17 protein-coding genes and 11 pseudogenes are annotated in these 26,495 nt (G+C 67.2%); 15 read left to right on the top strand and 13 right to left on the bottom strand.

The features are described from left to right. Window positions 1-84 precede the first annotated feature (84 nt). Window positions 85-1,359: an IS701 family transposase gene (locus ABIE67_RS02075; protein WP_370252079.1), complete on the top strand. Its 1,275-nt coding sequence runs from the start codon at window positions 85-87 to the stop codon at window positions 1,357-1,359. A gap of 277 nt (window positions 1,360-1,636) precedes the next feature. Here the strand turns inward: ABIE67_RS02075 and ABIE67_RS02070 are convergent, their stop codons facing one another. Then, a complete protein-coding gene (locus tag ABIE67_RS02070; RefSeq protein WP_370252401.1) occupies window positions 1,637-2,386 on the bottom strand; it encodes a transposase family protein in 750 nt (249 codons plus the stop codon). Between the two features lie 328 nt (window positions 2,387-2,714). Here ABIE67_RS02070 and ABIE67_RS02065 point away from each other — a divergent pair. The 5 genes and pseudogenes from ABIE67_RS02065 to ABIE67_RS02045 all read left to right on the top strand — a co-directional run. Continuing rightward, window positions 2,715-4,596: pseudogene (locus ABIE67_RS02065) on the top strand (1-deoxy-D-xylulose-5-phosphate synthase). After that, window positions 4,593-5,723, top strand: a complete 1,131-nt coding sequence (gene ispG / locus ABIE67_RS02060) for a flavodoxin-dependent (E)-4-hydroxy-3-methylbut-2-enyl-diphosphate synthase (RefSeq protein ID WP_370252396.1) — start codon at window positions 4,593-4,595, stop codon at window positions 5,721-5,723. The pseudogene ABIE67_RS02065 and the gene ispG overlap by 4 nt, the downstream one beginning before the upstream one ends. Further along, on the top strand, window positions 5,720-6,781 hold the full coding sequence (locus tag ABIE67_RS02055) for a polyprenyl synthetase family protein (protein ID WP_370252391.1): 1,062 nt from the start codon (window positions 5,720-5,722) through the stop codon (window positions 6,779-6,781). The genes ispG and ABIE67_RS02055 overlap by 4 nt, the downstream gene beginning before the upstream one ends. Next, on the top strand, window positions 6,778-7,845 hold the full coding sequence (locus ABIE67_RS02050; RefSeq protein ID WP_370252386.1) for a 4-hydroxy-3-methylbut-2-enyl diphosphate reductase: 1,068 nt from the start codon (window positions 6,778-6,780) through the stop codon (window positions 7,843-7,845). Before ABIE67_RS02055 ends, ABIE67_RS02050 begins: the two co-directional genes overlap by 4 nt. Before the next feature lie 183 nt (window positions 7,846-8,028). Then, window positions 8,029-8,319, top strand: a pseudogene (locus ABIE67_RS02045) (4-hydroxy-3-methylbut-2-enyl diphosphate reductase); the annotation flags it as partial. Between the two features lie 134 nt (window positions 8,320-8,453). Here the strand turns inward: ABIE67_RS02045 and ABIE67_RS02040 are convergent. After that, window positions 8,454-9,250 (bottom strand): annotated as a pseudogene (locus tag ABIE67_RS02040) (IS5 family transposase); the annotation flags it as partial. A gap of 76 nt (window positions 9,251-9,326) precedes the next feature. Continuing rightward, window positions 9,327-9,758, bottom strand: a pseudogene (locus ABIE67_RS02035) (transposase); the annotation flags it as partial. 176 nt (window positions 9,759-9,934) lie between these two features. Between ABIE67_RS02035 and ABIE67_RS02030 the strand changes: the two are divergent. From ABIE67_RS02030 to ABIE67_RS02015, 4 genes and pseudogenes are all read left to right on the top strand, one after another. Then, window positions 9,935-10,363, top strand: a pseudogene (locus ABIE67_RS02030) (transposase family protein); the annotation flags it as partial. A gap of 206 nt (window positions 10,364-10,569) precedes the next feature. After that, the gene (locus ABIE67_RS02025) at window positions 10,570-10,836 is read left to right on the top strand and encodes a type II toxin-antitoxin system Phd/YefM family antitoxin (RefSeq protein ID WP_370252381.1); all 267 of its coding nucleotides are present in this window, start codon (window positions 10,570-10,572) and stop codon (window positions 10,834-10,836) included. After that, window positions 10,836-11,084 (top strand): type II toxin-antitoxin system RelE/ParE family toxin, encoded by a 249-nt coding sequence (locus tag ABIE67_RS02020; RefSeq protein ID WP_370252377.1) that lies wholly within the window; start codon window positions 10,836-10,838, stop codon window positions 11,082-11,084. The genes ABIE67_RS02025 and ABIE67_RS02020 overlap by 1 nt, the downstream gene beginning before the upstream one ends. A gap of 148 nt (window positions 11,085-11,232) precedes the next feature. Next, window positions 11,233-11,942: pseudogene (locus ABIE67_RS02015) on the top strand (IS6 family transposase). Between the two features lie 189 nt (window positions 11,943-12,131). On the opposite strand, the gene ABIE67_RS02010 reads toward ABIE67_RS02015, so the two are convergent. After that, entirely contained in the window at window positions 12,132-12,305 is a 174-nt protein-coding gene (locus ABIE67_RS02010) for a hypothetical protein (protein WP_370252372.1), read from the bottom strand. Window positions 12,306-13,655: 1,350 nt separating this feature from the next. On the opposite strand from ABIE67_RS02010, the gene ABIE67_RS02005 reads away from it, so the two are divergent. Continuing rightward, the gene (locus tag ABIE67_RS02005; RefSeq protein WP_370252016.1) at window positions 13,656-14,852 is read left to right on the top strand and encodes an IS110 family transposase; all 1,197 of its coding nucleotides are present in this window, start codon (window positions 13,656-13,658) and stop codon (window positions 14,850-14,852) included. Between the two features lie 7 nt (window positions 14,853-14,859). Beyond that, window positions 14,860-14,985, top strand: a pseudogene (locus tag ABIE67_RS02000) (IS6 family transposase); the annotation flags it as partial. Window positions 14,986-15,010: 25 nt separating this feature from the next. Here the strand turns inward: ABIE67_RS02000 and ABIE67_RS01995 are convergent. Both ABIE67_RS01995 and ABIE67_RS01990 read right to left on the bottom strand, forming a co-directional pair. Then, window positions 15,011-15,550 (bottom strand): IS3 family transposase, encoded by a 540-nt coding sequence (locus ABIE67_RS01995; protein ID WP_370252368.1) that lies wholly within the window; start codon window positions 15,548-15,550, stop codon window positions 15,011-15,013. 94 nt (window positions 15,551-15,644) lie between these two features. Further along, window positions 15,645-16,383, bottom strand: a pseudogene (locus ABIE67_RS01990) (IS256 family transposase); the annotation flags it as partial. Window positions 16,384-16,460: 77 nt separating this feature from the next. Between ABIE67_RS01990 and ABIE67_RS01985 the strand changes: the two are divergent. Both ABIE67_RS01985 and ABIE67_RS01980 read left to right on the top strand, forming a co-directional pair. Then, complete coding sequence (locus ABIE67_RS01985) at window positions 16,461-17,060, top strand: transposase family protein (RefSeq protein ID WP_370252364.1); 600 nt, start codon at window positions 16,461-16,463, stop codon at window positions 17,058-17,060. After that, window positions 16,994-17,554, top strand: coding sequence for a transposase (locus ABIE67_RS01980; protein ID WP_370252360.1), 561 nt, complete (start codon window positions 16,994-16,996; stop codon window positions 17,552-17,554). Before ABIE67_RS01985 ends, ABIE67_RS01980 begins: the two co-directional genes overlap by 67 nt. 321 nt (window positions 17,555-17,875) lie before the next feature. Here the strand turns inward: ABIE67_RS01980 and ABIE67_RS01975 are convergent, their stop codons facing one another. From ABIE67_RS01975 to ABIE67_RS01965, 3 genes and pseudogenes are all read right to left on the bottom strand, one after another. Beyond that, entirely contained in the window at window positions 17,876-18,871 is a 996-nt protein-coding gene (locus ABIE67_RS01975) for an ABC transporter permease (RefSeq protein WP_370252355.1), read from the bottom strand. Then, window positions 18,868-21,477 carry a family 78 glycoside hydrolase catalytic domain gene (locus tag ABIE67_RS01970; RefSeq protein WP_370252350.1) on the bottom strand — a complete coding sequence of 870 codons (2,610 nt, stop codon included), beginning with the start codon at window positions 21,475-21,477 and terminating at the stop codon, window positions 18,868-18,870. Before ABIE67_RS01970 ends, ABIE67_RS01975 begins: the two co-directional genes overlap by 4 nt. A gap of 283 nt (window positions 21,478-21,760) precedes the next feature. Further along, window positions 21,761-22,620, bottom strand: a pseudogene (locus ABIE67_RS01965) (IS5 family transposase). A 1,211-nt stretch (window positions 22,621-23,831) separates the two neighbouring features. Between ABIE67_RS01965 and ABIE67_RS01960 the strand changes: the two are divergent. Continuing rightward, window positions 23,832-24,561 (top strand): annotated as a pseudogene (locus tag ABIE67_RS01960) (IS6 family transposase). Window positions 24,562-24,789: 228 nt separating this feature from the next. Here ABIE67_RS01960 and ABIE67_RS01955 read toward each other — a convergent pair. From ABIE67_RS01955 to ABIE67_RS01940, 4 genes and pseudogenes are all read right to left on the bottom strand, one after another. After that, window positions 24,790-25,223: pseudogene (locus tag ABIE67_RS01955) on the bottom strand (transposase); the annotation flags it as partial. A gap of 32 nt (window positions 25,224-25,255) precedes the next feature. Further along, window positions 25,256-25,753, bottom strand: a complete 498-nt coding sequence (locus ABIE67_RS01950) for an IS3 family transposase (RefSeq protein ID WP_370252345.1) — start codon at window positions 25,751-25,753, stop codon at window positions 25,256-25,258. Beyond that, window positions 25,696-26,175, bottom strand: a complete 480-nt coding sequence (locus ABIE67_RS01945; RefSeq protein WP_370252341.1) for an IS3 family transposase — start codon at window positions 26,173-26,175, stop codon at window positions 25,696-25,698. Before ABIE67_RS01945 ends, ABIE67_RS01950 begins: the two co-directional genes overlap by 58 nt. Continuing rightward, complete coding sequence (locus ABIE67_RS01940; protein WP_370252162.1) at window positions 26,163-26,492, bottom strand: transposase; 330 nt, start codon at window positions 26,490-26,492, stop codon at window positions 26,163-26,165. Before ABIE67_RS01940 ends, ABIE67_RS01945 begins: the two co-directional genes overlap by 13 nt. Between the last annotated feature and the right edge of the window lie 3 nt (window positions 26,493-26,495).

Here is a 26,495-nt window from a genome sequence, read left to right as displayed (position 1 = left end):
TACAGCTGCCGTAACATTCCCTTCAGCTGTAGATCATGGTGGTTGCGGGAGTTCGAGGGTCTCTAAGCTGGGTAACTGCCGTGTATGAAGGCGGAGTTGCTGGATGTCCCGGTCGAGGTGTCGGACCGGGAGTGGGCGGAGGAGTGGGCGGGGCGGCTGGACGATCTGCTGGTGGGGGTCGGGGACCTGTTCGGCCGGGTGGAGACGCAGTGGCATGGGGAGATGTGCGTCCGGGGCCTACTGGGGCCGGTCTCGCGCAAGAACGGCTGGCAGCTGGCGGAGTGGGCCGGAGAGCGTGTGCCGTGGAACCAGCAGCACTTGCTGGACCGGGCGAAGTGGGACGTGGAGGGGGTGCGGGACTTCACCCGCCGGTACGCCGTCGCCGAGCTGGCGGACGACGGCGTGGGCGCGGGGCCCGGCGGGGCCGGGGTGCTGGTGGTGGACGAGACCGGGTTCGCCAAGCGCGGGAAGGCTTCGGCCGGGGTGGCGAGGCAGCACTCCGGGACGCTCGGCGGGGTATTCCCCTGCCAGATCGGGGTGATGTGTGCGTGGGCCACCGGTGCGGGGCAGGCGTTGATCGACCGGGAGTTGTACCTGCCACGGGAATGGACGGACGAGCCGGATCGCTGCCGGGCCGCGCACGTGCCCGAGCAGCGCGGCTTCCTGACCAAGCCACGGCTGGCGGAGGCGATGATCGAGCGGGCGCTGCCCGACCTGCCTCAGGAGCCGGGGAAGGTGTGGGTGGCCGCCGACGAGGTGTACGGGCGCGAGCGTGCGTTCCGTTCCTTCCTGGAGGAACATCGTCTGCCGTACGTGGTCAACGTGCAGGCGAACTCGCCGGTGCTGCAGCGTCCGGGCTGGCGGCACGCCGCCCGGCTGGTGGAGCGGGTCGCGCGGGAGGAGGACTGGGTCGAACTGCCCGCCGGGCCCTCCCAGTTGGATACCCGCACGTGGCAGTGGTGGGTGCGGCGACTCCCCGGCGAGGAGGAGATGGTCGATGGCCAGGCGTGGGCGCGGTGGCTGGTCGCGCGACGCCGCCTGGAGGATCCCGGCAAACGCGACTACTACCTGGGCTGGGGCCCGGCCGACACCCCGGTCGAGGAGATCGTTTTGGTGCCGGGCGCGCGCTGGCGGGTGGAAGAGGCGATCAAGCTGGCGAAGTCCGCCTGCGGGATGGCTGACTACGAGGTCCGCTCTTTCCACGGCTGGTACCGGCACGTCACCCTCGCCCAGCTGGCCGCCGCGTTCCTGGTCGGCTGCGACGCAGCCACCGCCCGCGAGAACGGCCCGCTGGCCCGGACCCGCTACGGCCAGCCCGCGCCGACAGCACCCGTCGCCGAGAGAGGGGGACCCGCCTGATCCCAGCAGCCCACCCGCCCCCGTCCGCTTCACCGCCTTCGAGATCAGGCGCCTGCTCATCTTGCTCACCCCGCTGCCCGACCGCCACCAACGCATCCGGCACGGCCTGGCCTGGTCCGCCTACCGCCGCCTCCACCAGGCCATCGCCCGTGCCTGCCACCGACGCCGCCGAGCACACGGTCACACCGTCCCAGCCGGACCCGACACACCAACAGAACTCCCGCAACCACCATGATCTACAGCTGAAGGGACATTCTCCCAGTTCCAGGAGCCTTTTTCACGTGTAGATCATGAGGGTGAGGATCGCGGCAGCCGCTGACGTGAGTCTGTTCGGGCTGGTCTGTGCATGTCGGAAGATCCGCCACTGCTTGATTCGGGAGATGGTGCGCTCAACTGGAGCACGTAGTGCGGCGTGGACCTTGTTCGAGGCTTTGTGCTTGTCGGGGAGTTCCGCTTTCGGACGGCGCTTGATCGGGGTGATCACCGTGCCGCCGGCTCCGACGTACCCTTTGTCTGCCAGGACTTCGAGGTCCAGTTGCGCGCAGGTATCGAGGATGGCGTGCTCGCGGGCGGCCGTCACATCGTGGGTACCGCCGGGCAGGGCCGGTGAGATCCATAGCAGCTTCCCGTCTTCCGCGGTGATGACCTGCAGGTTCACGCCCTCCCGGTGGGCCTTGCCGGAGAAGTGCCCTGGCGCCTGGACTCGGTCGGTCTCGGCGACGGTGCCGTCCAGCAGCACATAGCCGTCCGTGTGGTGGCTGGTGAGCGCCTCGGTCAACGACGGGGCGTGCAGTGCGAGTTGCTCGATCGTGTGGTTCACGTAGCGCCAGGCGGTGGCCGTGCCGATGCCGAAGCCCGCAGCGATCTGTTCGAGGGTGTCGTGCTTGCGCAGGTAGACCAGGGTGCACCGGGCCCGGTCGTACGGACGAAGTCTGCACTGCCGGCCGGCTTCACAGGAAGCAATCACCATCGTGACCAGTTCCAGGAGCTCCTCGTCGACATCGCATCCGGCAGGATAGGAGAACACGGGGCATCTCCGCAGGTGAAGGTTATGTTTGGCGACTCTCCAAACCGGCGGGATGCCCCGTTCGACACGCCACTGTCAACACTTCACCGACACCCCACCCGCAAGCCGTACAAGTGAAAAGGGCTCCAGTTTGGGTTTTCACGAGTGCGCAAGGTTGCGCGGTGTGCGCGGATTTCGCCATTGTGGGCCTCTGTGCCGCCGGGAATGTGTGCGGTGGACTTGCGTCGTCTTACCCGTACGTGCTTCTTCCCATTTCCCGGTGGCAAGGCTGAGGGGTGTTATCGGCCATGTCCCGCCCGGGGGTTTTGGGTGAAGGGACTCGACTGTCATGGCAGGAATATCCGATACGCCTTTCAGGGGTGTGTGTCTTGATGACGTCACCAGGCCCGCGGACATACGCGCTCTTCCGACGGAGGAGCTTCCTCAGCTTACCGGGGAGATCCGCCGGTTCCTGATCGAGAAGGTGTGTGCGGCGGGTGGGCATCTGGGCCCGAATCTGGGTGTGGTGGAGTTGACGTTGGCGTTGCACCGGGTGTTCGACTCCCCGCGCGACACGTTGATCTTTGATACGGGTCATCAGGCGTATGTGCACAAGTTGCTCACAGGCCGCGGCAAGGGCTTCGCGCAGCTGCGGCAGGCGGGTGGCTTGTCGGGGTATCCGTCGCGGGCGGAGTCGGTTCACGACGTGGTGGAGAACTCGCATGCCTCCACGGCTCTTTCCTACGCGGATGGTCTGGCCAAGGCGCGTCAGCTGGCTGGTGAGCAGGACCGTGCAGTGGTGGCGGTGATCGGGGACGGGGCGTTGACCGGGGGGATGGCGTGGGAGGCGCTGAACAATCTCGGTGCCGCCAAGGACCGGCCGGTGGTTGTGGTGCTGAATGACAACGGCCGCTCCTACGCGCCCACGACTGGCGCGGTGGCTGAGCACCTGGGTGTGCTGAGGTTCGGTGGCGGTGTGGAGGCGTGCCGGAATCTGTTCACTGATCTCGGCTTCATCTATTTCGGGCCGATCGATGGCCATGACACGTTTGAGGTGGAGCAGGCGCTGCGCCGGGCCAGGGCTATAGGGCGGCCGGTGGTGGTGCATGTGATGACGGTCAAGGGCAAGGGTTATGCCCCGGCCCGAGCAGGACATGGCGGATTGCCTGCATGCGGTGGGCACCGTGGATCCTGCCACCGGCCGTCCTGCCCCTCTCGCGTTGGAGGCGGCCGGCGCGAGGGGGGCACCTCCTGCCGCGTCGTGGACGAGTGTGTTCTCGAAGTGTCTACTCGAGCTCGCCGAACGGCGCCAGGATGTGGTGGCGGTGACGGCGGCGATGCTGCGCCCCACCGGCCTGCACGCCATGGCAGAGCGGTTTCCGCAGCGGGTCTTTGATGTGGGGATCGCCGAACAGCACGCGGTCACCAGCGCGGCTGGTCTGGCGATGGGCGGGCTGCATCCGGTGGTGGCGATCTATGCCACCTTCCTGAACCGGGCGTTCGACCAGGTGCTGATGGACGTGGCGTTGCACCGGATGCCGGTCACCTTCGTTCTGGACCGGGCGGGTATCACCGGTCCGGACGGGCCGTCACATCACGGCATGTGGGACATGCCCCTGCTTTCGGTGGTACCCGGGATGCGGATTGCTGCCCCGCGGGATGCCGCACGCCTTAAGGAGCTGCTGGCTGAAGCCGTCGGATGGGAGGAGGGGCCCACGGTGCTGCGCCTGCCCAAGGCCAGCACAGGAGCGGAGATTTCGGCACTGGCCCGCATGGACGGCATCGACATCCTCCACCGCAGCTCCCGTCGGCCACTGGATGTGCTGCTGGTGGGGGTGGGTCCGCTGGCCGGTGCAGCCGTGGAAGCCGCCCGGCTTCTGGAAGGGCAGGGGATCGGGGTGACGGTGGCTGACCCGCGCTGGGTGCTGCCCGTCAGCGAAGCACTGCCCGCCTTGGCGGCCCGCCACGAGCTGGTGGTCAGCATCGAGGAGGGTGTCGTCACGGGCGGTGCGGGCTGGGCCCTGACCCAGGAGTGCCAGGCTAAAAGTGTTGGTACGCCGGTGGTGCCGCTGGGGCTGCCACGCGAGTTTATCGCGCACGGTTCCCGCACCGAGCTGCTGGCCGAGGCGGGGCTGGATGCCGCTGGCATCGTCCGCACGGTCCAGTGTGTTCTGTCGGGCGGCCAGCCAGGAACGGCTGCAGCCGTGTTGGACCAGCAGGTGTCGCGATGACCACAACCGATCTCGGCCTGCCCGCTATGCCCACCCTCAAGGTTCCGGTGCGTCGCCGTCTTACCCGTCAGCTGCGTGTCGGGTCGGTGCCCGTGGGCGGCGGCGCACCGGTCAGCGTGCAGACGATGACCACGACGAACACGGCGGATGTGGATGCCACGCTGCGGCAGATCGCCGAAGTCACCGCCGCGGGCTGCGACATCATCCGGGTCGCGGTGCCCTCTGCTGATGATGCCGATGCCCTGCCGGCGATTGTGGCCCGTTCGCCGATCCCGGTGATCGCGGACATTCACTTCCAGCCCCGCTATGTCTTCGCCGCCCTGGATGCTGGCTGTGCTGCGGTGCGGGTGAACCCGGGCAATATCAAGAAGTTCGACGACCGCGTCGGGGAGATCGCTCAGGCGGCCTCCGCGGCCGGGGTTCCGATCCGGATCGGGGTGAACGCGGGCTCTCTCGATCCGCGCCTGCTCGCCAAGTACGGCTCCGCCACACCGCAGGCGCTGGTGGAATCCGCGCTGTGGGAGGCCTCGCTGTTCGAAGAACACGGCTTCCAGGACATCAAGATCGCTGTCAAACACCACGATCCGATGGTGATGGTGGTGGCGAATCGGCTGCTCGCGCAGCGCTGCGACTACCCCCTCCACCTCGGGGTCACCGAAGCCGGCCCCGCCTTCCAGGGCGCCATCAAGTCCGCTGTCGCTTTCGGGATCCTGCTGGCCGAGGGCATCGGCGACACCATCCGCGTCTCCCTCTCAGCTCCACCCGTCGAACAGGTCAAGGCAGGCTGCCACATCCTGCAGTCCCTGGGGCTGCGGCCGAGGAAGCTGGAGATCGTCTCCTGCCCGGGCTGCGGCCGCCTCCAAGTCGACATCCACAAACTCGCCACCCAAGTCGAAGCCGCCTTTACCGGCTTCCCCCACCCGCTGCGGATCGCAGTGATGGGCTGCGTCGTCAACGGGCCCGGCGAAGCCCGGGAAGCCGACATCGGCGTCTCCTCCGGCAACGGCAAAGGCCAGATCTTCGTACGAGGCGAGGTCGTCAAAACCGTCCCCGAATCGAAAATCGTCGACACGCTCCTCGACGAAGCGCTCAAGCTCACCGTTCGCACGGGCGAGGAGCCGACATGACCCACTCTCCTGCCGTCCTCGACCTGAGGCACCTCAGGGAATCCGTCGAGGAGGTCCTGAACGACTTCTTCACCCGCAAAGCGTCCGACCGCCCTCCACATCTGCCAGACCTGGCCACGCCACTGCAGCAGTTCATAGCAGCCGGCGGAAAACGCATCCGCCCCCTGTTCAGCCTGGTCGGCTGGCACGCCGCCGGCGGTGCAGGCGCAGCACGTGCGGCCCATCACCTAGCGGCCGCCCTGGAACTCTTCCATGCTTTCGCGCTCATCCACGACGATGTGATGGACCGCTCCGACACCCGCCGCGGCCACCCCACCCTCCACCGCATGCTCGCCCGGCAGCACACAGTACCCCCAACCGCCGCGGACCAGTTCGGCACCAGCGCCGCCATCCTCATCGGAGACCTGGCGCTGATGTGGTCCGACGAGCTCCTGCACACCGGCAACCTGACCCCCCAGCAGCTCGCCGCTGTCCTGCCCCTGCTGGACCAGATGCGCACCGAGCTCATCTACGGCCAGTACCTCGACCTGGTCCACAGCCATCGGTCGCCGGATATGTCCTGCGCGCTCACCGTGATCCGATACAAGACAGCTAAATACACGGTGGAACGGCCCCTGCAGCTCGGCGCGGCCCTCGCCGGTGCAGACCAGAGCCTGCTCACCCCCCTCTCCTCCTACGCCATCCCCATCGGGGAGGCGTTCCAACTCCGGGATGACCTGCTCGGAATGTTCGGCGACCCGGCGGCCACCGGCAAGCCCGCCCTCGACGATCTGCGGGAGGGCAAAGCCACCGTCCTCATCTCCCTGGCCCTCACACGTGCCTCCCGCGCCCAGGCCGATCAGCTTCGCCTTTACCACGGCTGCCCCACCCTGACCGAAGCCCAGGCGCAGGCGGCCCGCGGCATCATCACCGCCACCGGAGCCCTCCGCATGGTCGAAGACATGATCATCAAGCGGTACGAGAAAGCCATGACCACCCTGGACACCGCCCCCATCAACCCCGCCGCCAAAGACGCCCTGCGCCACCTCGCCGACTCCGCGGTACGGAGGCACACATGAACCCCTCCCCCACCCGCCGCCGCATCCTGCTCGCTGCCCCCCGCGGGGCATGCGCCGGCGTCAACCGAGCAATCGCCGCGGTCGAGAAGGCCCTGGAGCTGTACGGCGCTCCGGTGTACGTCCGGCACGAGATCGTCCACAACAAGTACGTCGTGCAGACCCTGGAGAAAAAGGGCGCCATCTTCGTCGAGCAGACGCAGGAGGTGCCGCCGGGCAACATCGTCATGTTCTCGGCGCACGGCGTGGCCCCCGTCGTCCACGAAGAGGCCGAACGCGGCAAGCTCGCCACCATCGACGCGACCTGCCCGCTGGTCACCAAGGTCCACAAGGAAGCCGTCCGCTTCGCCAAGGAGGACTACGACATCCTCCTGATCGGGCACGAGGGCCACGAAGAGGTCATCGGCACCTCCGGCGAGGCCCCCGACCACATCCAGCTCGTCGATGGCCCGAAGGACGTCACAGGCGTCGAGGTCCGCGACCCGTCCAAGGTCGTCTGGCTCTCCCAGACCACGCTGAGCGTGGACGAGACCGTGGAGACCGTCGACGCGCTCAAGGAGAAGTTCCCCCAGCTCATCTCCCCGCCCAGCGACGACATCTGCTACGCCACCCAGAACCGCCAGCTCGCGGTGAAGCAGATGGGCGCCGAGGCCGAACTGGTCATCGTGGTCGGCTCCCGCAACTCCTCCAACTCCAAGCGGCTGGTGGAGGTCGCCAAGCTGGCGGGCTCGCGCGAGGCATACCTCGTGGACTTCGCCGACGAAATCGACGAGGCCTGGCTGCAGGGCGTGACCACGGTCGGCGTCACATCCGGCGCCTCGGTCCCGGAGGTCTTGGTCGAGCAGGTCCTTGAGTGGCTCGCCCAGCGAGGCTACGACGACGTCGAACTCGTCAAAGCAGCCGAGGAATCCATCATCTTCTCCCTGCCGAAGGAACTACGCCGCAACCTGCGCGAAGAGGCAGCCGCCCTCGGTGCCGGCAGGGAATCCAGTACTTCGTCGTCGCCGGACACGGACCATTTGCCTGCATTCGCTGACTGTCGCATTGCCTCGGAGGCCAACGCATGACCACGCCCCAGCCGGGCCGTCATCATCAGTGGCAGCATCGCCGGGCTCCTCGCCAACTGCGCCCTCCACGAGACATACGACGAAGTCATCATTCTGGAACGCGACCGCTTCGACCATCGCACACCATTCAGGCCATGCTTCTTGCTGTCGCGTGCTCGGCCCGGTGAACCTGGTCGAGGTCGCCGAGTAGCGGGCGCCCGTGTGGCGTACCTCGTCGACTGCGCGGAGACGATCGACACGGCCTGGCTGCGAGATGTGGCCATGGTCGGGGTCACCTCCGGCGCCTCCGTCCCCGAGGTACTCATCGAGCAGGTTCTCTACCTGCTGGCCCAGCACGGCTTCGAAGACGTTGAGACCGTGGAGGAACACCAGCGGTTCTCCCTGCCTCAACGGCTGCGACAGCTTGAGGGTTATTCACGGGCTTGGGCATCGGCAAGCTCCGCGCCGCCGTCGAACGAGCGATCACACATCTGAAGGACTGGAAGGTCCTCGCCACTCGCTATCGCGGCCCTCTCACCCGGTTCCCCCTCGTCGCCAAGACCGTCACCGCCCTCGCCTTCTACAAGAACGGCTGGTGACCCCGTGAATAAGAGGTCATCTCCTTTGGCGAGTCGGCGGTAGCAGATCAGGGTGCAGGCGATGCTGGCGAAGGCGAGAAAGCGGTCGGCCTTGCGTTCGTAGCGGCGGCGAAGGCGTCGGCATCCGGCGAGCCAGGCCATGGTGCGTTCGATGGTCCAACGGTGGCGGCCAAGTCGTTGCGAGGTCTCGATGCCCTTGCGGGCGATGCGGTGCCGGATGCCTCGACCGGATAACCATCGCAGCAGGTGGTTGTAGTCGTAGCCCTTGTCGGCGTGGAGTTTGTGGGGTCTGCGTCTCCGGCGTCCTCGGCGGGAGCGGATCGGTGGTACGCCCTTCACCAGCGGGATCAGTGCCTGGCTGTCGTGGGTGTTGGCGCCCGAGATGCCGATGGACAGGGGCAGGCCGGTCCGCTCCGTGATCAAGTGGATCTTTGACCCGTACTTGCCTCGGTCTACAGGATTCGGGCCTGTCAGCTCCCCCTTTTCAAGGCCCGCATGTTGACCGAGTCGATCGCGCACCGGGACCAGTCCAACTCGCCGCGGGACCCGAGTTCGTCGAGGACCAGGCGGTGGAGTTTGGCCCACACGCGGGCCTTCGTCCACTCGGTGAATCGTCGGTGAGCCGTCGCGCCAGACGGACCGAACGACGCGGTCGGCAACTGCTGCCACGTGCAGCCGGAGGTCGTCACGAAGACGATCGCAGCCAGCACTTCGCGGTCGCCGTGCCGACGCCGGCCGCCACCCTGAGGCCGCGATGGCGCCTCCGGCACCACCCGCTGGAACAGCTCCCACAACTCGTCCGGCACCAGCCGCTCCGCCTGGGAGATGACCTCCGCCGGGAACCGGAACCCCTTGTACGACGGCGGCCCGTCCGCGAGCGATCCCTCCCCGAAACGATCTCCATGACACCAGGGCCGGGGACACCTCACTGCCGTAGACCTCCTTCAGGGGGCCGGTGATGTCGCGGGTGGTCATGCCGCGGGCATACAGCGAGAGGATCATGTCGTCGACCTGGGCCAGACGCCGCCGGCCCTTGGGTACGATCACCGGCTCGAACTCGGCCTTGTGGTCACGGGGCACGTCCATGGTGACCGGGCCGGCCACCGTGGTCACCGTCTTGGAGTAGCTGCCGTTACGGGCGTTGCCCGAGCCGCGGCCTGCCGGGTCCCCGGCCTCATAGCCGAGGTGGTCGGCCATCTCCACCTGCAAAGCCCGCTCGAGCACCGCCTTCATCATCTGCTGCAGCAGTCCACCGGCCCCATCGATGCCGACCCCAGCCTCCTCCGCGTCCGCCAGGAGCCGGTCGATCACCGCCGGCGATAAAGCCCCTGCCAGCCGCCGCGATGCCTCCTCCCGCTGCTCGGCACCCCCGGACTGAGGGCTCGTCTCGTTCATCAGGTCACTCACTGTGCGTCACATCCCTGGTGTCAGCCAGGACCCGACCAGCACCCAGCAAGATCACCTCTTACACAGAGGAGTAAACAGTCTCGGGGAACGGCCGGCGCCGGGTAGCGCTGCTGGACGGCACCCTGACGGAGTGCGACCGGGTCACCGGCGGGCATGGTGACTTCTCGGGCAAGCACCGCCGCCATGGAGTGAACCTGCAGGTCGTCACCGATCCCGCGGGCCGTCTGCTGTGGGTCTCGAGGGTCTTGCCGGGCCGGGTGCACGACGTGCGCGCGGCCCGCTGGCACCGGATCGTGAACACCTGCATCCGCCTGGGCGTCCGGGTTCTTGCAGACCCCACCGACGCCAGCCCCGTCAAGAAACTCACCGTCCGTCAACGCGCGCTGAACCAAGCCCACGCCCGGCTGCGCTATCCCCTCGAATACGGCGTCGCAGGGCTCAAGACCTGGCGGATCTTCCGCCACGCCCGATGCAGCCCCACCTGGCTCACCACCGCAGCCGAAGCTGTCCTCACCCTGGAGAGCTACCGCTGAAAACGCTCGGTGATTACAGCCACACTGCGTGGGTGACCTCCGCCGGGAACCGGAATCCCTGTGCGACACCACCGCCTCGGCCCCCACAGCCAGCCCCTCCCAGATGATCAACGAGACCGGCAATCATCCACGTTCCAAAACACCCTCCTCAACTTGACGGCGCCTCCAGAGCCCTCACAAGTGCACACTGGCTGTATAGTAGGTGCATGACAGTCTCATATCCGATCACGGAAGCTCGCGGACAGCTCGGTGAACTTGCCCGGCGCGCAGCTCAGCATGAACGTGTCGTTCTTACTGACCGCGGTCAGCCGGCGGCTGTTCTGATCTCTCCGGCCGAGCTGGAGGACATGGAGGACGCCCTCGCTCTGGCCCGCCTGGAGCGCGACCGGGCCCTCGGCGTCAAGGCCGAGCCCGTCGCTGACGCGGACGCACGCACCCTGTTCAAGCAAGCCGCCGCCCGCGGCGCCGCCTGATGACGTGGACGGTTACGTGGGAGCCGGCCGCCGTCAATGCCACGGTCCGTTTCCTGGAGGAACACCCCGACACGCTCCCCGAGGTCTTCAAGGCGAGTGACCTGCTTGCCGAAGACCCCAAACCAGCAGGGAGCGTTCCCTGGGGTACGAGTCACCGGCGACTGCGCGTCGGACGCTGGCGCATCTTGTATCGCATCGACGATGTGCGCCACACATTGCACATCGAGCATGTCGGGTTCAGCGCCTGAACTCGGCTCTACTTGGCACAGAGCAGATCAACTCTGTGGCACACCAGGGCAGTTCACCCACGATGAACCGTTCCGGCGGCACCGTCAACTTGGCGGTCGGGCTCTGTGAGATAGTCTTCGGGTCGATCGTCCTGGAGAGGGCCTGTCCGTGGATGCCCTGCCGCCGTCGTGCAAGGGCTTTCGGTATCGGGGCGAGGTCATTGCTCACTGTGTGTGGCTGTACCACCGTTTCCCGCTCTCGTTCCGGGAGGTCGAGGACTCATGCTCGAAGCGGGGTGTCACCGTCTCGTACGAGACGGTGCGGCGCTGGTGCGTCAAGTTCGGCCAGGCCTACGCCAACTGGCTGCGCCGGCGTCGTCCCCGCCCGGGCGATACATGGCACATGGACGAGGTCTTCATCAAGATCAACGGGCGGCAGTACTACCTGTGGCGCGCCGTCGACCAGGACGGCAACGTTCTCGACATCCTCGTCCAGCACCGGCGCGACGCGCAGGGCGCGAAGCGGTTCCTACGCCGCCTACTCAAGGAGTACGAGTACGTGCCCCGGGTGATCGTGACCGACAAGTGCACTCCTACGGCGTGGCCCACCGCGAGGTCATGCCCTCGGCCGAGCACTGCTCCCACAAGCGGCTCAACAACCGGGCCGAGAACAACCACCAGCCCACCCGGCAGCGGGAACGCGCCATGCGGCGCTTCACCTCGCCCGGACACGCGCAAAGATTCCTGTCCGCGTTCAGCGGCATCTCACCCCACTTCCGCCCCCGCCGCCACCTGCTCACAGCCCGTGACTTCCGCACCGAAATGACCCACCGCCTCACCACCTGGCGCCAGGCCACCGGCTGCGCAGCCACCGCCTGAAGACAACCGGCCCAGCGGCTGGCATGCCTCAACCCACCCTCCAGCCCCACAAGTTGACAGAGCCCGTAGCGGCCATCAATGAGTGGCTGTGACCAGCACATTCGATACACGCCCTAGCCGAGATGACCGATCATCTCACCCTTGAGAGGAGCTGCAGCCCGTCGCTCTGAGCGCGGGCCTCGAAGAGGGTCAGTGGGCTGAAGGCGCCTGGGCGTGGGCCTGGCGGGCTTCGAAGACCTCGTGTGGCTGGGCGCTGTACCTGTGATGGGCGCGGGCCCGGGCGTCGACTTCTTCTTGCGTGAGTGTGCGAAGCGACTTCAGCCAGCCGACGTAGACGGGGCCGGTGTCAGCAGGGTCGATCATTACCCATCACCTTTGTGAAGTATCTTGGCAGATTATGCCCTTGAGGCCGTTCAGCCTTCTGAGCAGCTGCGAAGGATGCGGGGCGGGTATACTCGACATTGGCGCACACCCCCGGACACCGCGATGGTGGGCTCGCGCGCTCTGTTCTCTACCCCTGCAGCAGCGATGCCGCGCATCCCCAGTCACGGCTCACGTCTCGGCAGGGCCCGGCCGGTTCCGCCCCACGCACCCGGCCGGGCCTGCCACCAGTACACCGCCCCGGGCCAACACTGCAAAGCGTGCTGGTACCCGCAATACGGCAGACACCACGCAACCTTGCGCACTTGTGAAACCGCAGGGTTCCCCTGTCCGCCTAACGCGGTGCAGATCCGTCATCGGTTGCTGGCCACGGCCCGCCGTTCCGCCCGCCAGCAGCATGGGGGAGGGCGGCCACCGCCGCGTGGCTGGGCTGACACGGCGGTGGCCGTCGCGAGGAGTATGCGGCTCCCCTTTCCGCGCAAGCTCCTCGCCTTCGGTCCCCCACCGGCACCGGGGTGAGCGGGAAGCCCCCCGGTTTGGGACGGGCCGGCTGGGACAAGGCCGACGAAGAAAAAGCTCCGGTCACTGCTTCCCAACAGGGCGTCTGCCCTGCCCCGTGTCCTGCAATCCCGTTCCAGGGGTGCAGAATCGGCCGATGCTGGAGCTTGAGGGGTGTTGTCATCTCTGAAGGAGTGGGGTCGGTCAAGAGGGTGTCCTGTCCGTTCTGCTCCCGGTTTCTGTGCGTGTGTGGGCAGCACTGGTCTGAGGCGCAGGGTCAAGGCCGCCCGTGGCGTGGGAGCCGAGGGCGAAGGGGCCTTGGGGCAGCGCCGGGGCGCATCCTGGTCGCGTCGGGACCGGGACTGTGCGGTTGTGGCTTTCGCCCCGTGGTGTGGTCGTTGTTCGGGCAGGCTCGGCTGCCGGTCATCTCTTCGCGGGACCGTGCTCCTTGTCGTGTTCGGGAGGGAGCAGGTCCTCGGCATGGGGCGGTTCGCTCCGGCCGACGGGATCAATCGGCAGTGTCACGTTGGCGAAGCCTCGTGAGGTGATCTTTGAGTTGGTCATCGTGGGAGGGGCTGCTCGTGGACGCGCCGCCGTCGTACAAGTGGCTCTACCTTCTTCCTGGGCCGACCGCAGCCGTTCGTAGGGTTGTGGGGCCCGGGGGAGCTGGGTGTGGCTGACAAGTGGCTGTCGTCTCGTGGCTTCCGGTGCTTGGCCGCCCGGCTCCCCACGCCGACTCGGCCGCCGATTGGGAAGTGCGAACAGGTCGCTGTGTAGAGCAATGCCGGCGAGGTCGTCCGTGGTGCGCAAGGCAAGTACGACGACTGGAGCACGATGAGCCGGATATTGGCCGGTACCGACTGCGGCAAGACCCACCACCACTGCCTGGCCCTGGACAGCGACGGCAACACGTTGCTGTCGCGGCGGGTGGCCAACGACGAACCGGAGTTACTGAAGCTGATCGGTGACGTCCTGGGCCTCGCCGACGGCCGTGAGGTCACCTGGGCGATGGACATGACCGGCGGCGAGCCCGCGCTGTTAATCGCCCTGCTCGTCAACCACGGCCAGGAACTGGTCTACCTCCCCGGCATCGCGGTCAACCGCGCCACCGACAGCTACCGCGGGGCGGGCAAGACCGACGCCCGGGACGCCCACGTGATCGCCGACCAGGCCCGCATGAGACGCGACCTGCAGCCGATCCGCCCCAGTGAAGACGCGAGCATCGAACTGAGGCTGCTCACCGAGCGCCGTGTGGATCTCGTTGCCGACCGCACCCGCACCACCAACCGGCTCAAGGCCCTGCTGACCAGCATGTTCCCAGCCCTGGAACGCACCCTGGACATGGGCACCACCGGAGCGCTGCTGCTCCTGACGGGCTACCAGAGCCCGGCGGCCATCCGCCGCACCGGCCTGCGCCGACTGACCACCTGGCTGGCCAACCGCAAGGTCCGCAACCCCGACTCCCTGGCAGCCAAGGCCATCGAGGCTGCTGAGCGCCAGCACACCGCCGTCCCGGGCGAGACAGCGATCGCGAAGATGGTGCATACCCTGGCGAGGGAGGTGATGGCCCTCAACGAGAAGATCGCCGAGACCGACAAGCTCATCGAGGGCCGGTTTCGCGAGCACGAACTCGCCGAAGTGATCCAGTCGCTGCCGGGCATCGGCACGGTCCTCGGCGCCGAGTTCCTCGTCGCCGTCGGCGGCAGCCTGGAGGCGTTCCCCACCCCCGACCGCCTCGCCGCCTTCTCCGGCGTGGCGCCGGCGCCACGCGACTCGGGCAAGGTCAGCGGCAACCTCCACCGGCCCCAGCGTTACCACCGCCGTCTGCAAAGGGTCTTCTACACCTCCGCGCTCGTCAGCATCCGGTGCGACCCCAACTCGCGGCAGTTCTACGACAGAAAACGCGCTGAGGGCAAACGCCACGTCCAGGCCGTGCTCGCCCTCGCCCGCCGGCGCGTCAACGTGCTGTGGGCCCTGATCCGTGACCGACGGTGCTACACCATCACACCACCAGTCACCACCTCCGCTTGACTTCCAGATTGGGAAGCACCGGTACCCGGTGGAGGTCATCTCCCACTGCGTGTGGCTGTATCACCGGTTCTCCCTCTCCTACCGTGATGTCGAGGAGCTGATGCGCGAGCGCGGCGTGGAGGTGTCATATGTCAATCCCCTCGATGTGTGGAGTTCTTCTAAGCGGCCAGCTCCAGGGCGGAGTTGGCTCGGTGGTCGTGTTCGTAGTCGATCGGGCTGTGGTACCCGCACATGCTGTGTAGCCGATGGGTGTTGTAGAAGCCGGTGATCCACGTGGCGATCTTCAGCCGGGCCTCGGCGCGGGTGGCGAAGGTGTGCCGGTGGACGTATTCGACCTTGAGGACGCTGTTGAACGCCTCGCTGACGGCGTTGTCGAAGCACGAGCCGACCCGGCCCATGGACTGGGTCACGCCGAGGCGGCGGCAGGCCCGCTTGAACCGGCGGGAGACGTACTCGCTGCCGCGGTCCGAGTGAAAGATCACGCCCTTGACGTCGCCGCCGCGGGTGGCCGCGGCCATGTGCAGGGAGGCCACGACGAGTTCGGCGTCGTGGCGCTCGCCCATCGCATAGCCGAGCAGGCGGCGCGAGAACAGGTCAATCACCGTGGCCAGGTAGAGCTTGCCCTCGCTCGTGACGATCTCGGTCATGTCCCCAGCCCAGACCTGGTCGGGAGCATCCGCGCTGAAGTCGCGGCGCACGAAATCGAGGTTGTCAATTCCTTTGTGTATGTAGAGGTGTGTGGCCTTGCTGGTCGGGCCTGCGGGTTGGCTACTGTCGGTGATCTTGCTGGGGTCAGAGGGGGAGGCGGTCGGGGAAGGCGGGCATGAAGTGGTTCATGGCGCGTTTCCAGCCGAGGGTGCCGGTGCCGCGGACGCGGCCTTTGGGGATGGGACCGTCGCCGTCGATGTGGCGGCCCTTGGATGCGGCGGATGCCGAGGTAGAGGAGTTTGACGGCGGCGTCGTCGCTGGGGAAGTGGCCGCGCGTCTTGGTGATCTTGCGGAGCTGGTAGTTCAGGGATTCGATGGCGTTGGTCGTGTATATGACCCTGCGTATCTCGCGGTCGAAGGCGAGGAAGGGGATGAATTCTTCCCAGGCCCGTTCCCAACTGGCAATCAGGCCAGGGTAGTTCTTGCCGTAGTTTGACCGGAGCTCGTCCAGCGCGGTCAGTGCCTCGGATTCGGTGGCGGCGGTGTAGATCGGTTTGAGGGCGGCGGCCACCTGCTTGCGGTCACCGTGCGACACGTATTTCATCGAGCTGCGGATCAAGTGGGTCACGCAGGTCTGGACCAGGGCTTTCTCCCAGACTGTGGTGATGGCCTCGGGCAGGCCTGCCAGCCCGTCGCAGCACACGATCAGGACGTCGCGCAGGCCGCGGTTCTTCAGCTGGGTGAGCACGTTCAGCCAGAATTTCGAGCCCTCGCTGTCCTGCAGCCAGATGCCCAGTACGTTCTTGATGCCGTCCACGTCGACGCCGATCACCAGGTGGGCGGACTTGTTGGTGACCATGCCGCTGTCGCGGACCTTGGTTCTGTCGACGATCTTGTGATCCGGGTGGCTGAGCGGCTCGTACCGGCTGTTCGCGATCATGCATCGCGTGCTCTCATGATGTGCTCCTGGAGCTGTTTCCGTACCTGTCCGCGTTGCTGATCGAGGAGGTCGAGCGGCGACCGGACCAGGTAGTGCTGAGAACGCGGGTGCGGGCGACGACTGGTTCCTGTCGATGTGGCCAGAGCTCGGCCCGGGTACACGGTCGGTATGTACGCAGGCTGCGTGATGTTGCCGTAGGCGGGCTCGGGGTCGTGATCGAGTTATGCGTGCGCCGCTTCCGCTGTGAGAACCCTGCCTGCTCGGCGGTGACGTTCGCCGAACAGGTCTCGGGACTGACCACTTCGCACAGTCGGCAGACTCCCCTGCTGCGCGGGGTGCTGACGCAGATCGGGCTGGCCCTGGCCGGCCGGGCAGGAGCCCGCCTGGCGGCCGCGATCGGCCTCACCGTGGGCAAGGACATGCTGTTACGGCTGGTCAGGTCCCTGTCCGAGCCGGAGATCGGCGAGGTGGAGATTCTCGGTGTCGACGACTTCGCCTTCCGCAAGGGCCGGCACTACGGCACGGTTTTGATCGACTGGCCACTCACCGGCCGGTGCATCTCTACGACGGCCGCGAAGGCGAGGACCTGGCCGCCTGGCTCCGTGATCACCCCGAGGTGAGGATCATCTGCCGGGATCGCTCCAGCGGTTACGGGGAGGGCGCTCGGGCCGGGGCGCCCCAGGCCGAACAGGTCGCGGACCGCTATCATCTGTGGGCCAACCTCGGCCAGGCAGTCGAGAAGACGGTCAACGCCCACCGCTCCCGCCTGGCCGAACCGCCTCCCGGCTCGGCCTCCAGCCCCGGCCACCTGGACGTGGAGCCCGAGGTGGTCCAGCCACCGAAAGAGCTGAAGGTCGTGGTCCGGCTGCGTGAGCAGCATGCTGCCGCCCATGAGCTGTGGCAGCAGGGGATGTCGAAGGCGGCGATCGGCCGGAAACTCGGGCTGCACCAGGCCACCGTCCGTAAACTGGTCAATGCCCGCTCCGCCGACGATGTCGTCGCCAAGAATCTCCAGCGAGCGCATGTCTACGTCCGCGACGAAGGAGGTGATCCGGTCCAGCCAGCCGTCCAGATAGCCCGCGAGCATGCCGATCGGGACGCCGACGACCGCTGACGCCGCAACCGATCCTAAGCCGATCCACAGCGAGGTCCTGGCCCCGGCCAGTGCCCGGGCGAGCAGGTCCCGGCCGTAGTTGTCCGCGCCCAGCCAGTGCTCCGCGGAGGGGCCGGCGAGCCGATCGGCCGGGTCCATCGTGCCGGCGTCGACGTTCAGCAGCGCCGGGAGGAACAGCATGCCGAGCACGAGGAGGGCCAGCCACGCCATCGAGAGCACGTCCGTGACCGCCCACCGCCGGCGCGCGCTTCGTGACGCGACGCTTGCCCACATCCGCCGTGGCACTTGGCTCGGCGACGGCCGCCGTACCCGCTGGTGGACTCATGCCACACGCTCCTTGATACCAGCGGCTGGGGATGTCCTCAGCCGTGGGTCGATCAATGCGTACAGGAGGTCGACCAGGGCATTGACCAGCACGAAGGCGGTGGTGATTGCCAAGACGATGCCCTGTACCTCGACGTAGTCCCGCCCGCTGACGGCGTGCGCCAACTCAGCACCGAGACCCGGCAGGCTGAACATCGACTCGACGATCACATCCGCGCCGATCAGGGTGCCGATGGTCACCCCGACCGACGTCGTCAGGCCGAGCATGCTCGGCCTCATGGCGTGCCGCACGGCGGCTCGCGCGGGCGAGATTCCCTTGGCCCGCGCGACCGACATGAACTCCTGTCCGTACGTCTTGACCAGATCCGCGCGCAACACCCGCTGGTACAGCGCGAACGGCGCCGCGGCGAGGGCGAGGGACGGCAGCAGGAGCGAACCGAGATGGTTGCCCAGCCCGGTGCTCAGCGGGTTGTAACCGCTGGCGGGATAGATGCCGAGCTGTACCGCGAAGACGTAGATCAGGATGAAGCCGATGACGAAGCTCGGTGTCGACAGCACTCCGAACACCCAGAGGCTGATGCCCCGGTCGATGGGCGAGCCCCGCTTGACCGCGGCCACCACCGCGGACGGGATCGCGCACACCAGCGCTATCAGCTGGCTGAGGAGGATGAGTTCGAGGGTCACCGGGGCGCGCTGGGCGATGACCTCGGAGACCGGCTGCCCCGACACGTACGAACGCCCGAGGTCGCCGGTCAGGGCGTGGCCCAGCCAGGTGAAGAACCGGGAGAGCAACGGCTGGTCGAGACCCAGCTCATGCCGCAGCGAGCGGACCGCCTCCGGCGACGAGCCGGCCACTCCGAGGATCGTGCGGGCGGGGTCGCCCGGCAGCAGGCTGAGGCTGAGGAAGCACAGCACCGACACCACGAACAGCACCCCGGCCAGGCGCAGCAGCCTGAGCAGCAGGAGGCGGGCGAGTCTCCGGTTCCGGTTCATCGCGGCATCAGCCCCCTGACGAGCCCTATGACGCGCAGGGCGTGCCGGCCGGGACCGAGGACCAGCTCGGCGCCTCGTTCCTCGCCGTCCACTTCGAGTCGGCCGCCGGACGGCGCCCGCACCCTGGCCGTCGCCGCGCCGGGCACCTGGATCTCGTGCTCGATGACGTCGCCGCTCCAGCGCCATGAGCTCTCGATGGCGCCGGCAGGGCTGAGATACGAGGCCCTGGCCCATTCAAGGGCACTGGGGTAGAGCGAGGCGATGGACACCTCGCCCGTCCACGCCAGGGCCGCCGCGTCGAGTCCGGCGATGCCCTCGAAGAGGAACTGGCCCACGGATCCGAGAGCGCAGTGGTTGAAGGAGTTCATCTCCGCGGTCGAGAGCGTGCCGTCCGGCTTGATCCCGTCCCACTTCTCCCAGACCGTCGTCCCGCCGGAGGCGAGCATGTGGAGCCAGCTCGGCATCTCCTGACGCAGCAGCAGCCCGACCGCGTACTCGGCGTGGCCGTGCCGGGCGAGAGCCGGCAGCACATGCTGTACTCCATGGATGCCGGTGGTGAGGTAGCCCCTGCGTTCGACCTCCGCCCGCAGGTGGGCGGCGGCCAGTCCGGCATCCGCCACGTCGAGCAGTCCGAAGCCGATGGCCTGGGCGTACGCGGTCTGCGTCGCGTCCTTGATATGCCCGTCCGGCAGCACGAACGCGCTGCGGTAGGCCTGCCGGATCTGCTCGGCGCGCTGTTCGAGGCGCGCCGCCTCCGCGTCCTCTCCGAGGCGGGCCGCGATCTCGGCCAGCTGGACGAACGAGCGGTAGCTGTGCGCGGTGTCGTGGATCGGGTGCGGGGTGGTCGAATAGGCCCCGGTGTAGGCGTAGCCGGTGTGCGGGGTCAGCCCCTCGCGTTCGGGCAGGGACAGCCAGTCGCCGAAATCGGCGCCGACCTGGTTGACGCGCAGCCCGTCCGGGTTGGCCCGGTCGATGTGCGCGAGGAAGGCCCGCATCGAGGGGAACAGCCGGGCCGCGGCCGACAGGTCGCCGTAGCGTTGGACCAGCAGGTGGACGAGCCGGATGTAGCCGTCGGACCACCCCGGAGCGCCGGGCCGGGAGTCGGCCGGCGGCACGACGGGTGCCCAGTTGCGGATCTGCCCGTCGGGGCCCTGGCCGTCGGCGATGTCCTGGGTGAACTTGACCAGGAACGCGGACAGATCGAAGTGATAGGCGGCGGTCTGCCCGATCGCCCCCGCGTCGCCCAGCCAGCCGTGGCGTTCGTCGCGCTGCGGACAGTCGGTGGCGACCTCAAGGAAGTTGTCGCGGACGGTCCATTCGATCATGCGGGCGAGGCGGTTCAGCCGCTCGTCGGAGCATGCGAAGGAGCCGACCTGGGCGGGCAGCCCGGTGACGGACACGGCCTCGATCTCGGTCGTGGGCAGCAACTCCGACTGGCCGTGCGGTTCGGCGCTGGGCAGCCCCCACACCTCCGCGTAGCGGAACCCGTGCATGGTGAACGACGGCTCCAGATCGTGCGGTCCGGCGTCGGGCACGGCATAGCGGTCTTCCTGGAACGCGCCCCGCAGGTTGTCGCGGTACACGAGCTTCTCCGGGGTAAGAATCTCGCCGTGGCGCACGATCAGTTCGACCGAGGGCAGGCACGTGGTGCGCAGCTTCGTCCAGCCGACCAGGTTCTGGCCGAAGTCGAAGACCGTCGGTCCTCGTGCGTGCTGGTGCACCAGCACACCATTGTGGCGGGCGAACCGGGTGATCGGCTCATGCGGTTGCGGCACCACCTCCGCGCCGGGCTCCGCCACGAGCTCGGCCGCGGCCCACCGCCCGTCGTCGAATCCCGGCGCGCGCCAGCCCTCGGGCTCCTGGCGTAGGTCCTGGACTTCGCCGCGCAGCAGGTCGGAGGCGAGCAGCGCGCCCTGGGCCGCGCGCCAGTGCTCGCCGGTCGCGGTCAGTACCTCCCGGTTCGGGCCGTCGCCCGACTCAAGCTGGGCGAGCAGCGCCGGGTGGGAACCGTAGAAGCCGGGCTCGCGCATGAGTCCCAGGCGGCCCGCGTACCACCCCTTGGCGAGCGTGACGGCCAGGACGTTGCGCCCCGGTCGCAGTGCCGGACCGCAGTCGTAGGTCTGGTGGTGCACGCGGGTGCGGTAGTCGGTCCATCCCGGGCGGTACAGCGCGTCGGCGGTGAGTTCGACGCCGTTAAGCCATACGCGATAGAGACCCAGGGCCGTGATATAGAGGCGGGACGGAGCTGCCGCGGCCCTGTCGTCCACGTCGAACGCGTGGCGCAGGTACGGACAGGGGTCCCACGACTCGCGCGGAAACGCGGGTGGTGGCGCGGTGATCCACTGTGCCGACCACTCGGCGCGCGAGGTCAGGCCGACCTCGAAGGACGCCACCGGGCTGGTCACCGTGTGCCCGGACTCCGTCGCCGCCGCCACCTGCCAGTAACGCTTCTCCCGGGACTTCAGGGCGGGACCGTCGTACCCCAGCCATGGGCGTGCACTGGTTCCCTGCCACGCGCCGCTCGCCCCATCGAGCAGGCCGTCCAGCGCGCCGGCGACGGCGACCCGGAACGGGGCCGAGCGGTCGAGACCGGCCTCGGCGGCCACCGCCCAGCTCAGGAGCGGGCTCGGCGCGGGGATTCCGAGCGGATTCCTCCGCCCACCTGTGCGCGGTGAGTACAAGGCGCCCGGTGCTTCGGTGGGCGCAGTCACGACGGCTGACCGCTCTCGGTAAGTTGAAGAACAGACGTCTGCATGCGATGCACGGTTCACCCTCCGTCGTCAGCGGCGACCCGAAGCCGTTTCGCCGGAAGCGTGCGCTATGCCCTCATGGGGTGTCAACAATGACAACCACAATTCAGTACGCTGAGAGGTCGTTTTTCCCGTTGTTTCATCCTGTGATGCGTAGTTGTTCCGGTGATGTCGGGTCGCGCCAGGAGATGGTGGCCTCGCCGGTGAGGCGGCGGGCCATGAGGTCGGTCATGGCCAGGTGGATCATGGCTTCGGGTGGGTTTCGTAGTCGCGGACCAGGCGGCGGTGCAGCATGAGCCAGCCGTAGGTCCGTTCCACGGCCCAGCGTTTCGGGATCGGGGTGAATCCCCTGGTCCCGGGGGCGCGTTGGACGATTTCGAGGTCGATGCCGAGGGTGGCGGCGTGCTCGACGAAGTGTTTGCGGTAGCCGCCGTCGACCCAGACCTTGCGCAGGGTGGGGTGCTCGGTGGCGGCCTGCTCGAGTAGGGCGCGACCAGCGGTGGAGTCCTGGACGCCGGCGGCGGTGACCAGTACCGCGAGCAGCAGGCCGAGGGTGTCGGTGATGATGCTGCGCTTGCGGCCTACGATCTTCTTGCCCGCGTCGATGCCCTGCGTCCTGGCGGGGACGGAGGTGGAGGTCTTGACGCTCTGGGCGTCGATCACGCAGGCCGAGGGGTGGCGGTGCTTGCCTTCCTGCTGGCGCACCAACTCCCGTAACAGGCCGTTGAGCTGGGCGAAGATGCCGTCGGTCTGCCATTTGGCGAAGTAGCCGTAGACCGTCTGGTGGGGCGGGAAGTCGTGCGGGAGGTAGGCCCACTGGCAGCCGGTGCGGTCCACGTACAGGATCGCGTTCATGATCTCGCGCAGATCGTGCCGGGGCGGCCGGCCGAAGTCCAGCGCCCGGCCCCGGCGTTCGAAGCGCCAGGCGGACAGGACCGGCTCGATCAACTCCCAGCGGGCATCGGACAGATCACTCGGATACGCACGACGTTCCGTCATGACCTGGGCATACCGCCGATTGGGGGCGTGCGCCCAGGCGTGTGTTCTGGCTAGCGGGAGCACGGGACAGGTCCGGGCGTCCTGGAATGAGACAGGCGTAGGTCGGCCCTCTTCCCAGACGCCACACCATCCGCCTCGCCAGCCGCGACCCGCACTGGAGACTCACCAGCACCAGATCACCAGCGGTCACAAAACGATAGATAACACCGCACTGAAGATGAAAACGACCTCTAAGTGGGCGTTTAGGGATGGATTGAGACGCTAAGTCGCTCCTGCGGCCAACACCCTTCGGGGTGATTCGCGCCTTACATGCGCCTTCACGGCATCCCGGGTGCCGATCCGGTCGCCCGTTTGATCCGCTCCTCAGCGCCGAATTCCGTCTGGTCTAACAACGGGTTGGAAGCTTCCTGTCTGTCGGTAACTTCCAGGCGTTTCAGGCCGCACGCGTTGGCGATAAATGTGGCAAAACATGTTGAAACGGTCGGCGTGAATCACCATCAAACGCCCACTTAGTGGGCGTTTAGGGATGGATTGAGACGCTAAGTCGCTCCTGCGGCCAACACCCTTCGGGGTGATTCGCGCCTTACATGCGCCTTCACGGCATCCCGGGTGCCGATCCGGTCGCCCGTTTGATCCGCTCCTCAGCGCCGAATTCCGTCTGGTCTAACAACGGGTTGGAAGCTTCCTGTCTGTCGGTAACTTCCAGGCGTTTCAGGCCGCACGCGTTGGCGATAAATGTGGCAAAACATGTTGAAACGGTCGGCGTGAATCACCATCAAACGCCCACTTAGAGGACGTCTGGTACTACAGCCGGAGATCTTGTGACGGGGCGTCGTCAACTTATCGGGGCTGGTGGGTTGTTGGGGCGTGGCAGGGCGTGGTGGGGCCGGATGCAGCCTTGGTTCAGCCTGCCGTGGGCAGGGCGGTGACGCCGGTGATGTTGTCCCAGACGGTGAAGCGGCGCTGTCACGTTAACGAGCGGGCATGAGATGATCTTGAGGTTGATCATGCCGGGGAGGGTTCGTTCGTGTCGTCGACATCGCCGTCATACAAGCGCCACCGCTACCCGGCAGAAATCATCGCACACTGTGTATGGCTGTACTTCAATGCCGTGGAGTTGAAGAGGCCGGCTGTTGTCAAGCGATTCGGAGGGCGTTATCAAGTTGAGGGGGGGATGTGATGATCTTGGTGTGGATCGTCGTGGGGAGGGCCTGCTCGTGGAGACCGTACCGTCGTACCGGGGGTTCCGGTTCCCGCCGGAGGTGATCGCGCACGCGGTCTGGCTGTACCACCGTTTCCCTCTCTCCTGCCGCGACGTGGAGGAGCTCCTGTTCGAGCGCGGCATCCAGGTGTCGTATGAGGCCATCCGTCTGTGGTGCGACCGGTTCGGCCCGGAGTACGCGCGCCGGCTGCGCCGGCGGCAGCCCCGCCCCGGCGACCGGTGGCACCTGGACGAGGTGTTTATCAAGGTCAACGGGCGCATGCGCTATCTCTGGCGGGCAGTCGACCAGGACGGCAACGTCCTGGACATTCTCGTGACCGGCAAGCGGGACGCCGTCGCGGCCAGGCGGTTCTTCCGCAGGCTCCTCAAGGGTACCGAGGCCGTGCCGCGCGTGATCGTGACGGACAAGCTCCGCAGCTACGGCGCCGCGCACCGCGCACCGCGAGACGATGCCCTCGGTGGAGCACCGTAGCTCGAAATACCTGAACAACCGGGCGGAAAACTCTCATATCCCCACACGGGAACGCGAACACCGCATGAAGGGCTTCCGCAGCGTGGGCACCGCCCAGAGATTCCTGTCCTCCTTCTCCCGGAGCTCACCGCACTTCCGCCCCCGCCGCCACCGGATGACCGCCTCCGGCTACCGCACCGAGATGACCAACCGCCACACCGTCTGGCACCAGATCACTGGCACCACCCTCCTGGCCACCACCGGCTGAACCCCAGCGCCACCACGCACCACTCGGCACTCCAGCACGCCCCAACTCGCCTGCCACAACAGCAACTTGACTGTGAGGATGTTCGGGTGCCGCTTCGGGCGGTGGTCTGACCCGCAACTTGACTGGCCGTGTGCCTTGGTGTTGATCTGTCGGCCGCCTGCTCGGAGCGGTATCTGCTGCCGCCGGGCAGGGGACGTGTCCCGATAGACATCTCGGGATCTGAAGAAGTCAAGCGGCAGCTGTCATTGATGAGGACACAGGCGAGTTGAAGGCATGTTGTTCGTCGAAGAGGACCCGCTTCTGGAGGCAGTGGAACAGCTGGCCGAGCAAGCGGTTGAACAGGTGCCGCTGTGCTTGTGCGTGCCAGTCGCCGACGTCGCGGCGGTGGCGGTAGTGGGCCTGTGCTCCGGGCGATAAGCGCAGGGAGGAGAAGGCCCAGAGATAGCCGGCATGGTGGAGTCGGTTGTTCTTGACCATGCGGCGTCCGACGTAGTGTTTCTTGCCGGAGGCGCGGGTGATCGGTGCGGATCCGGCGTACGCCTTCAGACCGCGGGCGTCGGCGAAGCCTTGCGGTCGTCGCCGGTCTCTGCGAGGACACGTGCCGCGAGCTGGACGCCGAGGCCAGGGAAGCTCAGGAGTATCTCGGCATCGGGATGCTCGCGAAGTGTCAATCCCCTCGTTGTGTGGAGAGTTTCTAGGCGGCCAGCTCCAGGGCGGAGCCGGTCCGATGCATATGTTCGTAGTCGATCGGGCTGTGGTACTCGCATACGCTGTGTAGTCGGCGGGTGTTGTAGAAGCCGGTGATCCACGTGGCGATCTTCAGCCGGGCCTCGGTACGGGTGTCGAAGGTGTGCCGGTAGATGTATTCGACCTTGAGGACGCTGTTGAATGCCTCGCTGACGGCGTTGTCGAAACATGAGCCGACGCGTCCCATGGACTGGGTCACGCCGAGACGGCGGCAGACCCGCTTGAACCGGCGGGAGACGTACTCGCTGCCCCTGTCGCTGTGAAAGATCACGCCTTTCACGTCGCCTCCGCGGGTGGCTGCGGCCATGTGCAGTGAGGCCACGACGAGTTCGGCATCGTGGCGAGCGCCCATCGCGTAACCGAGCAGGCGGCGTGAGAACAGGTCGATCACCGTGGCCAGGTAGAGCTTGCCCTCACCGTGACGATCTCGGTCATGTCGCCGCACCAGACTTGGTCCGGGGCATCCGCGCTGAAGTCGCGGCGCACGAAGTCCGGCGCCGCGGCCCGCCTACCGGGGCGGGTGAGCCCGCGACGCCAGCGTACCTTCCGTCCGGCCAGGCCCAGCTCGGCCATGGTCTTCGCGACGGTGTTCACCGAGACGCGCCATCCCTGCCTGACGAGCGTGATCCACACCTTCGGGGAGCCGTAGGTGCCGCCCGAGGCGTCGAAGACGCGCCGGACGGCCTCGGCCAGCTGTCCGCGCCGCACTTCGCGGGCGGTGACAGGCCTGTCCTTCCACTTGTAGAACCACGACTCGCTCACGCCCAGCACCCGGCAGGACGTGGTGTGCGGAATGTTCTTCTCGGCCTTGCAGTCGCTGATCACCCCGGCCAGCCGGGCCGGGTCCGCGGCAGCTACTTCACCCACAAGGCCATGCACTGTTTGAAGACGTCACGTTCCATCTCCAGCTCGCGGATGCGCTTGTTCTTCTCGTTCATCTCCCGGCGCAGCCGCTCCAGCTCAGCGCGTTCACCCTCCCGCAGCCGGCCGCCCGAGGCGGCGGGCGCGGGCCGGTCGGAGGAGGCCGAGCCGTTCCTCCTCCAGCGTGAAACCCAGCTGTGCAGCGTCCCCGGATGCACTCCGAGATCCTCGGCGACCTCCGGGATCGGCTTGCCCGTCTCGATCACGATGCGTACAGCACCTTCACGGAACTCGGCGTCGTACTTCTGTTGCTTGGACCCCATGAA

Source organism: Streptomyces sp. V4I8 (assembly GCF_041261225.1).
GTDB lineage: Bacteria > Actinomycetota > Actinomycetes > Streptomycetales > Streptomycetaceae > Streptomyces.
The sequence above is the reverse complement of the archived record's forward strand: the minus strand, read 5'-3'. Positions and strand labels throughout refer to the sequence as shown.

Bases quoted from the DNA above. Each gene is read 5' to 3' on its own strand.
- ABIE67_RS02075 (WP_370252079.1), top strand. From the start codon at position 85: ATGAAGGCGGAGTTGCTGGATGTCCCGGTCGAGGTGTCGGACCGGGAG.
- ispG (WP_370252396.1), top strand. From the start codon at position 4,593: ATGACCACAACCGATCTCGGCCTGCCCGCTATGCCCACCCTCAAGGTT.
- ABIE67_RS02055 (WP_370252391.1), top strand. From the start codon at position 5,720: ATGACCCACTCTCCTGCCGTCCTCGACCTGAGGCACCTCAGGGAATCC.
- ABIE67_RS02050 (WP_370252386.1), top strand. From the start codon at position 6,778: ATGAACCCCTCCCCCACCCGCCGCCGCATCCTGCTCGCTGCCCCCCGC.
- ABIE67_RS02025 (WP_370252381.1), top strand. From the start codon at position 10,570: ATGACAGTCTCATATCCGATCACGGAAGCTCGCGGACAGCTCGGTGAA.
- ABIE67_RS02020 (WP_370252377.1), top strand. From the start codon at position 10,836: ATGACGTGGACGGTTACGTGGGAGCCGGCCGCCGTCAATGCCACGGTC.
- ABIE67_RS02010 (WP_370252372.1), bottom strand. From the start codon at position 12,305: ATGATCGACCCTGCTGACACCGGCCCCGTCTACGTCGGCTGGCTGAAG.
- ABIE67_RS02005 (WP_370252016.1), top strand. From the start codon at position 13,656: ATGAGCCGGATATTGGCCGGTACCGACTGCGGCAAGACCCACCACCAC.
- ABIE67_RS01975 (WP_370252355.1), bottom strand. From the start codon at position 18,871: ATGAACCGGAACCGGAGACTCGCCCGCCTCCTGCTGCTCAGGCTGCTG.
- ABIE67_RS01940 (WP_370252162.1), bottom strand. From the start codon at position 26,492: ATGGGGTCCAAGCAACAGAAGTACGACGCCGAGTTCCGTGAAGGTGCT.